The following is a 13,020-nucleotide window of genomic DNA, read 5'->3' as shown; positions in this document are numbered from 1 at the left end:
TAAAACTCCCCTCTGCTGATCGACTTATGCTTCTTCGCCAAACCAACAGATATTACGGGCAGCCATAATTAGCTCGCCTGCTTTTTCTTCTGTTAATTCTTCAATTTCGATCAAATCATCAATGCCTTGTTCGGCCAAATCTTCAAGCGTAATTACGCCTTTGCTTGCCATTACGAATGCCAAGTGTCTATCTAGACCTTCTAGAGCAAGAAGATCTTCACTTGGTTCAGCACCATCAAGTGCTTCTTCAGTCGCAAGTGCACGAGTAGAGATCGCCGCTTTTGCGCGTTCTCTTAATGACTCAACGGTATCTTCGTCGAATCCATCAATTTCTAATAGCTCTGATTCTGGAACGTAAGCAATCTCTTCTAAAGAAGTGAAACCTTCGTCAGATAGTAGTTGTGCAAAATCTTCATCCACATCTAATGCTTGAATGAATAGATTGACTACTTTTGCGCTTTCAGCTTGATGCTTAGCTTTCATGTCAGCAACAGTCATCACGTTAAGTTCCCAGCCTGATAGCTGAGTAGCTAAACGGATGTTCTGACCGTTACGACCGATTGCTTGTGCTAAGCTGTCAGCTTCAACTGCGATATCCATTGAGTGGTTATCTTCATCAACGATGATAGAAGCCACATCCGCTGGTGCCATACAGTTAATAACGTATTGCGCTGGATTATCGTCCCAAAGCACGATATCTACACGCTCACCACCAAGCTCGTTTGAAACAGCTTGAACACGTGCACCACGCATACCAACACACGCACCTATTGGGTCGATACGGCGGTCGTTAGACTTAACGGCGATCTTAGCGCGAGAACCTGGATCACGAGCAGCGCCCATGATTTCGATCATCTCGTCTGCAATCTCAGGTACTTCAACACGGAATAGCTCAATAAGCATGTCAGGTTTAGTACGCGTTAAGAACAGTTGTGCACCGCGAGCTTCCGGACGTACAGAGTAAAGCAATGCACGAACACGATCACCAGGACGGAAAGATTCACGTGAAATCAAATCTTCTTTAAACAGCACACCGTCAGCGTTATTACCAAGATCAACCACTACACTCTCGCGGTTACTCTTCTTAACAACACCTACAATCAACTCGCCTTCACGATCACGGAACTGATCAACGATTTGAGCACGCTCAGCTTCACGTACTTTTTGTACGATAACTTGCTTAGCGGTTTGAGTGGTAATACGGTCAAATGCAACTGACTCGATTTCATCTTCGATGTAACCGCCCAGCTCAATTTCTGGATCGTCATACTTTGCAGCTTCAAGTGTGATCTCACGGAACGGGTTTTCTAATGGAACGCCCGCATCTTCAACTACCATCCAACGACGGAAAGTTTCATAAGCACCTGTCTTACGGTCGATTGCAACACGAACTTCAATGTCACCTTCGTATTTTTTCTTGGTTGCTGTGGCTAGTGCAATTTCCAGCGCTTCAAAAATCTTTTCGCGCGGTACACCTTTCTCGTTTGAAACCGCCTCAGCGACTAGCAGAATCTCTTTATTCATTGTCTTGCCTCGTTCACCTTGAATTCATCAAAACTTAGCGATTAAGTTGCCTTTACGGATATTATCCAAAGCAACAATAAGTTCGTTCCCATCTACCGACAGATTAAGCATTTGCCCATCAACGCCAGTAACGGTGCCTTTTAAATTACGACTGCCTGCTACAGGCATCGTTAATTGTACTTTTACAGTCTCACCGATGTAGGCCTTATACTGCTCAGCGGTGAACAGCGGTCTATCTACACCAGGAGAAGAAACTTCTAGCGTGTATTCAGATGTGATTGGATCTTCAACATCCAGCACAGCACTTACTTGGCGGCTTGCTTCGGCGCAATCCTCGATGAAGATGCCCTTTTCGTTGTCTATATATAAACGCAAGATAGAATGCTTGCCTGCTTGAATATATTCCAGACCCCAAAGTTTGTGGCCTAATGCTTCAACTGGTGCGTTGAGCATTTCTACCAGTTTGCGTTCTAATGTAGCCAAGGTTACCCCCAGAAAAACAAAAAAGGGCCTAATAGCCCCAGTACACGTCACCTTGAGTGACCGTTTTATAAGTTCCAGATAACAAAAAACCCCGTAATGACGAGGTTGATATATCCAGAACCTGTAACAGTATAGAAATAAATTTCTTTACTGGGAAGCTGGTTGCGGGGGCCGGATTTGAACCGACGACCTTCGGGTTATGAGCCCGACGAGCTACCAAACTGCTCCACCCCGCGACAACTTGTGCAAGTATATTGAGAATCCTCTCCACTTGCAATAATAAAGGGCGTTTAAACCACTTTATTATCTTCGACTCCGTCGTTAACGAACTCAAAGATTTGGTGCGGATGGGGGGACTTGAACCCCCACGAGCTTTCGCTCACCAGCCCCTCAAGCTGGCGTGTCTACCAATTCCACCACATCCGCATAAATCGTTACATCTGACTGTTATCATTGTTTGCTACATTGAGAGGGCGTAGCAATCTAACAGTCGGTACCAATCAATCTAAGATTGATACCATTCATAAACATTCTTATGAATTAGTCAGGGATTTTATCTTCTGACTTTTCAGCTTCTTGCTGAACTTGCTCAACAACTTGCGCTGCGTTGCTTCCTAAATCGTCCCATGCACCTTCAGCTTTAGTGTGATTTGCACTTAAGTTACCAATGGTAAGACTTAGAGCAAAAAACGCGACTGCTAAAATTGCAGTTGAACGAGTCAAAAAGTTACCAGAACCAGATGAACCGAACAGAGTACCTGAAGCACCGGCGCCAAAAGAAGCACCCATGTCAGCACCTTTACCTTGCTGGATAAGGATAAGTCCTACTAGACCAATCGCAACCAACAAGTAAACAACCATTAGAACTTCATACATATTATGCGCTCATCGCTATCGTACATAAACTGAGAAATTCGGTAGCATTGAGGCTTACACCACCAATCAAACCACCGTCTACATCAGGTTGAGCAAACAAGTCTGCTGCATTACTCGGTGTTACGCTACCACCGTACAAAATCCTGATGTTTTCTCCGATGAATGGAGATACTTCAGAGAGACGCTTGCGAATAAACGCATGAACTTCTTGCGCCTGCTCTGGCGTAGCACTCTTACCGGTTCCTACTGCCCATAATGGCTCGTAGGCGATAATTGCGTTGTCAAAAGCCATGGTGCCATTCTTTTCAATGACCACATCTAACTCTTCAGCAATCACTTCAAAAGTGCGTCTTGCTTCACGAGCTGGACCCGACTCACCAACACAAAGTATTGGGGTCAAACCATGTTTCTGAGCTGCGGCAAATTTCTCTGCCACGATATCACTCGTCTCTCCGTACATACGGCGACGTTCTGAATGTCCGATAATAACATATCGACATCCTGAATCTTTTAACATCTGACCAGATATTTCACCAGTATAGGCGCCGAAGTCATGTTGACTTATATTCTGCGTTCCCATTCTGACCAAACAACCATTTAAGGCTTCTTTGTTTTCATCCAGTAGCTGTCGTACACTTTCTAAGTAAATAGAAGGTGGACACAATACCACTTCCGCTGAATCATCTTGGAGCTTGGTAGCGAATTTCTTGAAAAGCTCTTGTGCAAGTTGCGCACTGCCATTCATTTTCCAATTACCAGCAACCATGGGACGTCTGAGTGCCATTACTGTCTCCTTTGAAAGCGGCGTGAATAATAGCGAACCACTTGTTAACTTACAATACCTAAAGACGTTATTTTTACGAATTAAGGCGAGAACGCGTGTTTTTTATGCTAACAAGATGTTGGCAGTACGATTAATAACAGCTTTGCAGCAAATTCAACCACGACTGCCTATAACATCCTGTTTATTTAACTAAATACTAAACTAAATTACGAACAGCATCCGCAATATAATTAGCATATTTGGTGACCGCTTCTTGCTCATCACCTTCTACCATCACCCTCAATAGCGGTTCAGTTCCTGATTTACGCAGTAACACACGACCGCGTTCACCCAGTTTCTGTTCTACTTCTGCCTTTGCAGCTAACACAATATCAGCTGCTAACGGGTCGTTATTACCCTCGAAGCGAACGTTCACTAATACTTGTGGCAACATGGTGATATTGGCAGTTAGCTGCTCAAGGCTGGCGTTTTGACGCTGCATAGCCGCTAGCACCAAGATGCCGGCAACAATACCGTCACCGGTTGTGCCATGGTCGAGATTCAAAATATGACCTGAATTTTCACCACCGATACGCCAATCATGCTCTTTTAGAAGCTCCATGACGTAGCGATCTCCCACTTTAGAGCGTACAAAAGGAATATTGAGCGCTTGTAATGCGAGGTCTAACCCTAGATTTGACATCAAGGTACCGACAACACCACCACGAAGGACGCCGCTTTTTTGCGCATCACAGGCTAAGATATAAAGAATTTCATCGCCATCAATAACACGTCCATGACGGTTAACCATCATGATCCGGTCGCCGTCACCATCAAGAGCAATACCTAAATCAGCATTTTCGGCTAAAACGGTTTCACAAATCTTTGCCATCGAGGTGGCGCCAACTTTATCGTTGATATTCAAACCATTTGGCTTATCACCGATAGCGATAACCTCAGCGCCAAGCTCTCTAAACACACTCGGAGCGATATGGTAAGTTGCGCCATGAGCACAATCGACAACAATTTTAAGACCGCTTAACGTCTGCTCTGCTGGGAAATGACTCTTACAGTACTCAATGTAACGACCAGCGGCATCATCAATACGAGCCACTTTACCTAACAGGTGAGACTCAACACAGGTTAATGATTTTTCAAGCTCAGCTTCGATTTCAAGTTCAACGTCATCGTCGAGTTTACTGCCATCGTTAGCAAAGAACTTAATACCGTTATCGTAATACGGGTTATGGGAAGCGCTAATAACAATACCGGCTTCAGCACGGAAGGTGCGTGTCAAATAGGCAACTGCCGGTGTTGGCATTGGGCCAATAAGCATCACATCAATCCCTGCGGCAGAAAGCCCCGCTTCCAATGCAGATTCAAACAGGTAACCTGAAATGCGAGTGTCCTTACCGATAATAACTTTATGGGTGCCAGCACGAGATAATACGCGCCCCGCAGCCCAACCCAACTTAAGCGCTAATTCAGGGGTCATTTTGCCCGCGCCTACTTTGCCTCGAATACCGTCGGTTCCGAAAAATTGTCTTTGCTTCACTTGAACTCCAAACTCACTAATCACGTAGATCTAAATCCATCGATTCTACCGTAAAAATACTAACCCTAGCTGAACAGCTGGCATCAAAGCCAACGATTAAGCTAAAGCGATATAATTCTTTGTCGCTGCTAAAACAGCAAGCATATCACTGGTTTCTTGCACATCATGCACGCGCACAATATTCGCGCCAGCTTGGACTGCCAGCATATTACCAGTAAGTGTACCACTTAATCTTTGTGCTACTTCACGTCCAAGTAACTGCCCGAACATACTCTTACGTGATAAGCCAGCCAGGATAGGTAAGCCCATAGGTAAAAATTCTGCCATACGATTTAGCAGCTCATAATTATGTGCAAGGGTTTTACCAAAACCAAAACCGGGGTCGAGCACTATCTGTTCACGTTTTATCCCAGCCGCAATACAGGCCTCAATACGTTGATTGAAGAACTCGGTGATATCGCTAATGATGTCACCATATTGCGGCGCATCTTGCATCGTCCTAGGCTGCCCCTGCATATGCATCAGGCACACAGGCACATTCAATGCCGCAGCGACAGCTAATGCACCCGGTTCTTGCAGTGCTCGCACGTCGTTAATCAGATGGGCACCCGCTTCTATTGCTGCCTGCATCACGGCGGCCTTGCTGGTATCTATTGAGATCCACACATTATGAGTACGGCTCACGTAATCGATTAAAGGCAGCACACGCGCCAGCTCGTCGTCAACAGATACATCTTTCGCACCAGGACGGGTGGACTCACCACCAATATCGATGATTTTGGCGCCATTAGCCACCATAAAATCGGCTTGTCTACAGGCTGTTTCGATTGAAGAATATTCGCCACCATCAGAAAATGAGTCGGGCGTGACATTGAGGATCCCCATCACAACTGGAGAACTTAAATCTAGAGATGCATTACCACTGGTTAATTTAGACAAAATAAAGTTCCGTAAACAAGAAAACCCCTAGAAGGGGTTTTCTTTATCTAACTAAAGATTACTTAGCGGGTGATTCGTCAGCATCACTGACATCAGGCTTATCTTCTTTAGCTTCCTTGATCTCTTCTTTCTTTTCAGATGAAGCGTCATTGCTATCGTTATCATTTGACTGCAGATCTTTTTCCCACTCAGCAGGCATACGCACTTCACGACGAGCCATTAAGTCATCAATTTGGTTTGCATCGATGGTTTCATACTTCATCAACGCATCCTTCATTGCATGAAGAATATCCATATTTTCAGTTAGGTAAGTAACTGCTCGACTGTAGTTAGCATCAATCAGCATTTTAACTTCAGCATCAATAACACGTGCAGTATCATCAGACATATGCTGAGATTTACCCATGCTACGCCCCAAAAACACTTCGTTCTCATCTTCAGCATAAAGTACAGGACCTAGCTTTTCAGAGAAGCCCCACTGAGTAACCATGTTACGTGCAATCGACGTTGCGTACTTAATATCTTGTGACGCGCCAGTTGATACTTTCTCGCTACCGTAGATAATATCTTCAGCAATACGACCACCGTAAGCCACAGAGATTTGACTCTCAAGCTTGCGACGACTCTGACTGATTGCATCTGCTTCTGGTAAGAAGAAGGTCACACCCAATGCGCGGCCACGTGGAATAATTGTTACCTTATGCACAGGGTCGTGCTCCGGTACCAAACAACCCACAATAGCATGGCCCGCTTCATGGTAAGCGGTCATCTCTTTCTCTTCTTCCGACATCACCATAGTGCGACGCTCAGCGCCCATCATGATCTTGTCTTTAGCGCTTTCGAACTCTTCCATACCCACAACACGGCGGTTGTTACGAGCAGCGAATAACGCCGCTTCGTTAACAAGGTTAGCAAGATCTGCACCCGAGAAGCCTGGTGTACCACGAGCGATAACGCTTGCTTTAACACCGTCAGCCAAAGGTACTTTACGCATATGTACCTTAAGGATTTGCTCACGACCACGTACATCAGGCAAGCCAACAACCACTTGGCGGTCAAAACGACCAGGACGTAACAATGCAGCATCGAGTACGTCTGGACGGTTAGTCGCAGCGATAACAATAATACCTTCGTTACCTTCGAAACCATCCATCTCAACTAGCATCTGGTTCAATGTCTGCTCACGCTCATCGTGACCACCACCAACACCAGCGCCACGTTGGCGACCTACGGCATCGATTTCATCGATAAAGATGATACAAGGAGCTGATTTTTTAGCTTGTTCAAACATGTCACGTACACGAGATGCACCAACACCGACAAACATTTCTACGAAATCAGAACCTGAAATAGTAAAGAAAGGAACCTTTGCTTCACCTGCAATCGCCTTAGCAAGCAAAGTTTTACCTGTACCTGGCGGACCCACAAGCAATACGCCTGTTGGAATACGGCCACCCAGCTTTTGGAACCTAGTGGGTTCTTTCAGGTAATCAACCAATTCTTTAACGTCTTCTTTAGCTTCATCACAACCTGCAACGTCACCAAAAGTAGTTTTAATTTGGTCTTCGCTCATCAATTTGGCCTTACTCTTACCAAATGACATTGCGCCTTTACCGCCACCGCCTTGCATCTGACGCATGAAGAAAATCCACACACCGATAAGCAGTAACATTGGGAACCAAGAGATAAATATCTGAGTTAAGAACCCTGACTCTTCAGCTTCTTCTCCCTTGAATGTAATCCCCTTGCGATTTAGTTCATTAATTAGATCTAAGTCAGGTAACGGCATTACAGTGACAAACTTTTCACCAGTACGCGTTGTTCCCTCAATAGTGCGCTGGTCACTCTTAACCGTTGCAGTATTGACTTGACCGTCTTTAACGTTATCTAAAAATGTTGAATAATCCATCTTCTGCTTAGTCGAAGAAGAGGGGGAATAGCCCTGAAAAACTGACATCAACACAACGGCGATGACAACCCAGAGAATTAAATTTTTTGCCATGTCACTCAAATTACTCGACCTCTTTTAAAGTCTTTCGAAAACTAATGTTAGAGTACTTAGGGTAGATTACTACAACTTGTACCCAGTCGCCACAAGATAGACTTCACGCGAACGTGGACGTGAAGAATCGGGCTTACGTGTTTTAACCGTTTTGAACGCCTCTTTAACCGCTTTCATGTATTCATCAAAGCCCTCCCCCTGAAAGACTTTAACAGCAAAACAACCATTAGGCGCCAACACTTGATGACACATATCTAACGCAAGTTCTACTAAATACATAGCACGCGGCTGATCAACACCACCTGTACCACTCATATTCGGTGCCATATCAGATAGCACCACATCAACCTTGGCATCACCCACTCGGGTTAACAATGCGTCCAGCACTTTTTCCTCGCGAAAATCACCCTGTAGGAAATCAACGCCAACAATCGGGTCCATAGGTAGAATATCACAAGCGATAACTTTACCCTTATCACCTGCCAATTTAACGGCTACCTGAGACCAGCCACCCGGTGCGGCCCCTAAATCAACAACCGTCATTCCAGGTCGAATGAGTTTATCTTTTTCTTGGATCTCTTCAATCTTAAAAGCCGCACGCGACCTTAAACCACGCTTCTGCGCTAGTTTGACATAGTGATCATCGAAATGTTCCTGCATCCAGCGAGAAGAACTGGCTGTTCGTTTTTTTCCTGACATTTAAAATCCGCAACAAAATTGAGAGTTACACAAAGCCTATATAAGGGTAGAATAGCGGGTTTTCAACAGTAACTCAGCATAAAGTTGGTATAAATGAACTTAACAACCAAACAAAAACAGCACTTAAAGGGCTTAGCGCATAGTCTCAAGCCTGTAGTGATGCTTGGTGGTAACGGCTTGACTGAGGGAGTGCTGGCTGAAATTGATAATGCACTTTCACATCATGAATTGATTAAAGTGAAAGTAGCCTCTGGTGACAGAGAGCTTAAAAACGCTATCGTAGATGCCATTGTACGTGAAACTAAAGCTGAAAAAATACAGCTTATCGGTCACGTTTTAGTACTGTTCCGTCAGTCTGAAGAAATGAAAATTGCAGTGCCTAAGGCAAAGTAATTAACAAAGACGTCTTCATTAAGATAAAGAAGCCTTTGTAAGATAAATAAAAAGAGCCGCTGATTATTCAGCGGCTCTTTTTTTATGGGCCTTTTTTATGGCGTTTCGCTAATAGGTTCGACTTTATAGTGCTCGGCATTCACTTTCAAATACTCGGGTAAGCAAGTACCTACAGATACCGATGACACCGTTCCAATCATGATCCCGAGAAACATCGCAATTGAAAATCCCTGCAGCGGCGCACCGCCCATCACCCATAAGGCGCCAACGGTAAATAGTGTGGTACCGCTCGTGATCATGGTACGTGAAAACGTGGCTTTTACTGCGCTACTGCACACTTTATCAATCGCCATCTTAGGTTTAGCAATCAGCACTTCTCTTACCCTGTCAGCAATGACAATCGAGTCATTCAGTGAGTAACCTAAAATAGCCAGTACCGCTGCCAAAATGGTCAAGTTGAACTCCATCTGCGTTAACGAGAAAAATGCCAGCACGAAGATAACATCGTGAAATAGTGCCAATAATGCGCCACTTGCAAGACGCCACTCAAAACGAAAACTTAAATAAGCCAGAATACATAACATTGCCGCAAGCAGTGCCAACCCTCCTTGCTCTGCGAGCTCTTGACCAATTTGCGACCCAACTATGCTAGAGTTGAGTACTTCAACATCATTAGTCAACGGCGCCAATATGGTTTTGATATCACCAGCCCCAGCATTGTCTATTTTAGCGTAACGCAAAATCCAACGACCTGGCTCACCCGCCGAAATAACACTGACCTCCTGCTCCGAGGTTGCTGACAATAGCTTACTAATTTGCGTGGCCTTAATATTCGAATCGAGTTTTACCTCAGTAACAATCCCTCCGGTAAAATCTAGCCCCCAATTAAATCCATTGACGACAATAATGCCAATAGATGACAGCATGATCAGCACAGAGAAGACACTTGAGAGGTAACGTGCTTTTGTTAATTTACTCAACTTACTTAAATGATTAAAATTCATATTATACCTTCACGTTACGACTAAAATTACGACCATATGCCCAGTTAACTAATGCTCTGGATGCAAAAATCCCGGTGAACATACTGGTTAGCAGACCTAACCCTAGGGTTAACGCAAAGCCTTGAATTGGCCCGTTACCGATAGCATAAAGAACCACTGCAGTGATCATCGTGGTAATGTTGGCGTCAACAATGGTTGAAAAGGCACTATCAAAGCCTCGGTCAATGGCATGAGCAAAGCTCCTCCCCTCCTTTAACTTGTCCTTAATCCGCTCAAAAATAAGTACGTTAGTGTCTACTGCCATACCAACGGTTAGCACTAAACCTGCGATGCCAGGTAAGGTTAAAACCGCGCCAGGGATCAGTGCCATTAAGCCAAATATAAGGATCATGTTGGCTAAAAGTGCCACGTTCGCTATCCAACCTAAACGTCGGTACCAAAGCCCCATAAACAGCAATGTCACCGCCATACCTAAGGCAAGCGCAGAGAAACCGTTGGTGATGTTTTCTTCGCCTAAGCTTGGCCCAATAGTCCGTTCTTCAACAATAGTCACAGGTGCCGTCATTGAGCCCGCTCGAAGTAATAAAGCAAGCTGCTGCGCACTGGCATAATCCCTAGAGCCTGTTACGCTAAATCGGTCTCCCAGCTGAGATTGAATTGTCGCTACACTGATAACTTCAGTGGTTTGTCTAATTTGTCCATTATCACCGCGGCTATACTCACTATATGAAGTCGCCATCGGCTTACCAATATTGTCGCGAGAAAAAGCCGACATGATTCTGCCGCCTTCTCGGTCTAGATGAATAACCACTTCAGGCTGCCCCATCTCACCGAGCGATGCTCTTGCGTCGACAATATGCTCACCGCCGAGTACCGCGCGTCTAGCAACATAGACAGGAGCCCCCAGCTCATCTTTCAATACCTTGGCATTAACAGAACCCTGTTGCTTAACTTGATAGAAAGCAAGGCTGGCGGTAGCACCTATCACTGACTTTGCAGCAGCAGGATCTTGTACACCCGGTAATTCTATTCGAATTCGATGCTCACCTTGACGCTGAACGACAGCCTCACTGATCCCTAGTTGCTCGATACGGCTGCGCATGATCTGTAAGTTTTGCTTCACGGTTAGGTCGCGAATATTCATTTTTTCAGCTTCTGACAGATCAGCATTTAAAGATTGCTCACCAGAGTTTGAGACTTGCCAATTAGGATATTGCTTAGTAACAAACTGTCTTATCGCTGTTTTTTGTGCTAAATCCGTAGTTGTTATGTTCACATTACCATCAGCCTGCTGCTGAATCGTGACACCATATAAGGACTGTTCACGCGCAAATTGCCTAACAGAGTCAATGAACGTGTTGGCGTGCAACTTATAGACAGGCTCAATTTCAACATCCAATAGAAATTGCACCCCACCTCGCAAATCCAATCCCAATTTAATCGGAGTAAAACCGAGCGATAATAGCCAGTTTGGCGCTGCAGGCGCTAGAGTAAGCGTTAGTTTTGAAGGATCCTTTACCTGACTTGCAAGCAAGGTTTTCAGCTGGCTCTGTTGTGAATTGTCGTCAAGCACAATCAAGGTTTGTCCATTAGCTTGATCGATACGCTTAACGGTAACACCTTGGGACACGAGCAGCTGATGTAATTCCAAAGGGTTAACTTTCAACCCGGCCTCGTCGCTAATCTGCACCGCTGCATCTTCACCAAAAAAAGTCGGTAACGCACTCAGTAACATAATGCTGATGGTGACGACTAACACTATGTATTTCCAAGCAGCATAATGGTTCAAAATTGCTGATTTTTTCTGTTCTCTCATATTTTTGCTCTTTAAATTCACTAAAAGTGTGATAGCAACTCACCATTATTCAAAGGCCACAGAAGTGAAACTGGACTTATTATTAAAAGGCTAACCCCAGCAGGACTAATGCCTAATAACATTGGTGCCTAGGAATATTGGGCGAGTATGCTTTAGAGCTATCGAGGTAAACGTTCACCGTTTCAATCACATGCTTGTGACGGAAATAAGTAAGCGGCTTATAGGGAGTGCACCATTAGCGGAATCAACAACAAAGTGAATAAACACCGAGTACGTCAATGCATCAGGGGAAAGTTAGTAATAACTAACACTGCCGAGCTCAATAGCTGCTTTAAAAACCAACCGATAACGAAGCCAAATGGCTATCGGTCGTTAGCTTAAGGAGCGAGACTGAGAAAAGCGGTAGAGAAGATTAGACTCTTTCCACGCGCAAAGTCGGTGGGAGCGAGTATCAATGTGCAGTGACCAGTCTACTGCTGGCGCAAAATCCATGCGATAACCAACGGTTAAAGAAGGCACTGCGGGGGAAGTAAATTCAAAGGCCAGCAAATAGTCGGGACGACTTTGCAGGGGATCATGTTGAGAAAAACTGATAAAGCGCTGCGAAACAAGTGGCGCATATTCAGAGCCATCTTTGTCAGTTTGCTTTGCCTGCTTATCTTCAAGCGTTAAAGGAGTATGTTTAGGTAAGCCAGAGGATTGCGTGCTTGTCATATCTGCGAGCATATTCTTATGCGGTGCAGCCTGTATAACGGTTATAACAGCCCCTGCAGGTTCCACTGAGCGCATATCATTACTTTGAACATTTTCAGATGCACTTGCAGACATAGGTGTGAGAAATAATCCCCCTATGAACAACAAGATGAAGCCTAATCGCCAAAATGACAGCACTAATTACCTATTTTAAGTCTATTTACTATGTCGAATATACTAAACGTAGCACAGCCTCGATACAAACGATTATTC

General features: G+C 44.7%; 12 protein-coding genes and 2 tRNA genes. 1 reads left to right on the top strand and 13 read right to left on the bottom strand.

From position 1 onward, the window contains the following. Positions 1–24: 24 nt before the first annotated feature. The 10 genes from nusA to rlmE all read right to left on the bottom strand — a co-directional run bounded on the left by nusA (position 25) and on the right by rlmE (position 8,841). Positions 25–1,524: a transcription termination factor NusA gene (nusA, locus tag ACVBIK_RS06510; RefSeq protein WP_447160118.1), complete on the bottom strand. Its 1,500-nt coding sequence runs from the start codon at positions 1,522–1,524 to the stop codon at positions 25–27. A gap of 27 nt (positions 1,525–1,551) precedes the next feature. Continuing rightward, positions 1,552–2,007 (bottom strand): ribosome maturation factor RimP, encoded by a 456-nt coding sequence (gene rimP, locus ACVBIK_RS06505; protein ID WP_447160119.1) that lies wholly within the window; start codon positions 2,005–2,007, stop codon positions 1,552–1,554. A 159-nt stretch (positions 2,008–2,166) separates the two neighbouring features. Further along, a tRNA-Met gene (locus tag ACVBIK_RS06500) sits at positions 2,167–2,243 on the bottom strand. A gap of 103 nt (positions 2,244–2,346) precedes the next feature. Further along, a tRNA-Leu gene (locus ACVBIK_RS06495) sits at positions 2,347–2,433 on the bottom strand. A 114-nt stretch (positions 2,434–2,547) separates the two neighbouring features. Next, a complete protein-coding gene (gene secG, locus ACVBIK_RS06490) occupies positions 2,548–2,883 on the bottom strand; it encodes a preprotein translocase subunit SecG (RefSeq protein ID WP_447160120.1) in 336 nt (111 codons plus the stop codon). 1 nt (position 2,884) lies between these two features. Next, the gene (tpiA, locus tag ACVBIK_RS06485; protein WP_028769143.1) at positions 2,885–3,667 is read right to left on the bottom strand and encodes a triose-phosphate isomerase; all 783 of its coding nucleotides are present in this window, start codon (positions 3,665–3,667) and stop codon (positions 2,885–2,887) included. Positions 3,668–3,863: 196 nt separating this feature from the next. Next, positions 3,864–5,201: a phosphoglucosamine mutase gene (gene glmM, locus ACVBIK_RS06480; RefSeq protein ID WP_447160121.1), complete on the bottom strand. Its 1,338-nt coding sequence runs from the start codon at positions 5,199–5,201 to the stop codon at positions 3,864–3,866. A 96-nt stretch (positions 5,202–5,297) separates the two neighbouring features. Then, positions 5,298–6,140: a dihydropteroate synthase gene (folP, locus tag ACVBIK_RS06475; protein ID WP_447163335.1), complete on the bottom strand. Its 843-nt coding sequence runs from the start codon at positions 6,138–6,140 to the stop codon at positions 5,298–5,300. A 58-nt stretch (positions 6,141–6,198) separates the two neighbouring features. Beyond that, positions 6,199–8,142: an ATP-dependent zinc metalloprotease FtsH gene (ftsH, locus tag ACVBIK_RS06470; RefSeq protein WP_447160123.1), complete on the bottom strand. Its 1,944-nt coding sequence runs from the start codon at positions 8,140–8,142 to the stop codon at positions 6,199–6,201. 69 nt (positions 8,143–8,211) lie between these two features. Beyond that, positions 8,212–8,841 (bottom strand): 23S rRNA (uridine(2552)-2'-O)-methyltransferase RlmE, encoded by a 630-nt coding sequence (gene rlmE / locus ACVBIK_RS06465; RefSeq protein ID WP_012278226.1) that lies wholly within the window; start codon positions 8,839–8,841, stop codon positions 8,212–8,214. A gap of 93 nt (positions 8,842–8,934) precedes the next feature. Between rlmE and yhbY the strand changes: the two genes are divergently transcribed. Next, positions 8,935–9,234, top strand: coding sequence for a ribosome assembly RNA-binding protein YhbY (gene yhbY, locus ACVBIK_RS06460; RefSeq protein ID WP_447160124.1), 300 nt, complete (start codon positions 8,935–8,937; stop codon positions 9,232–9,234). A 95-nt stretch (positions 9,235–9,329) separates the two neighbouring features. Here yhbY and secF read toward each other — a convergent pair whose 3' ends face one another. From secF to ACVBIK_RS06445, 3 genes are all read right to left on the bottom strand, one after another. Next, a complete protein-coding gene (gene secF, locus ACVBIK_RS06455; RefSeq protein WP_447160125.1) occupies positions 9,330–10,238 on the bottom strand; it encodes a protein translocase subunit SecF in 909 nt (302 codons plus the stop codon). A gap of 1 nt (position 10,239) precedes the next feature. After that, positions 10,240–12,054, bottom strand: coding sequence for a protein translocase subunit SecD (gene secD / locus ACVBIK_RS06450; protein WP_447160126.1), 1,815 nt, complete (start codon positions 12,052–12,054; stop codon positions 10,240–10,242). A 372-nt stretch (positions 12,055–12,426) separates the two neighbouring features. Beyond that, positions 12,427–12,882, bottom strand: a complete 456-nt coding sequence (locus ACVBIK_RS06445; protein WP_447160127.1) for a hypothetical protein — start codon at positions 12,880–12,882, stop codon at positions 12,427–12,429. Positions 12,883–13,020 lie beyond the last annotated feature (138 nt).

The organism is Shewanella sp. 125m-1, from assembly GCF_052977065.1.
Note: the sequence above shows the minus strand (reverse complement) of the source record. Positions and strands in the feature narration are given on the sequence as shown.

What these genes read in the sequence shown, in the direction of transcription:
- nusA (WP_447160118.1), bottom strand. Translation starts at nt 1,524, where the DNA reads ATGAATAAAGAGATTCTGCTAGTCGCTGAGGCGGTTTCAAACGAGAAA.
- tpiA (WP_028769143.1), bottom strand. Translation starts at nt 3,667, where the DNA reads ATGGCACTCAGACGTCCCATGGTTGCTGGTAATTGGAAAATGAATGGC.
- yhbY (WP_447160124.1), top strand. Translation starts at nt 8,935, where the DNA reads ATGAACTTAACAACCAAACAAAAACAGCACTTAAAGGGCTTAGCGCAT.
- secD (WP_447160126.1), bottom strand. Translation starts at nt 12,054, where the DNA reads ATGAGAGAACAGAAAAAATCAGCAATTTTGAACCATTATGCTGCTTGG.
- ACVBIK_RS06445 (WP_447160127.1), bottom strand. Translation starts at nt 12,882, where the DNA reads ATGTCTGCAAGTGCATCTGAAAATGTTCAAAGTAATGATATGCGCTCA.
- secG (WP_447160120.1), bottom strand. Translation starts at nt 2,883, where the DNA reads ATGTATGAAGTTCTAATGGTTGTTTACTTGTTGGTTGCGATTGGTCTA.
- ftsH (WP_447160123.1), bottom strand. Translation starts at nt 8,142, where the DNA reads ATGGCAAAAAATTTAATTCTCTGGGTTGTCATCGCCGTTGTGTTGATG.
- secF (WP_447160125.1), bottom strand. Translation starts at nt 10,238, where the DNA reads ATGAATTTTAATCATTTAAGTAAGTTGAGTAAATTAACAAAAGCACGT.
- rlmE (WP_012278226.1), bottom strand. Translation starts at nt 8,841, where the DNA reads ATGTCAGGAAAAAAACGAACAGCCAGTTCTTCTCGCTGGATGCAGGAA.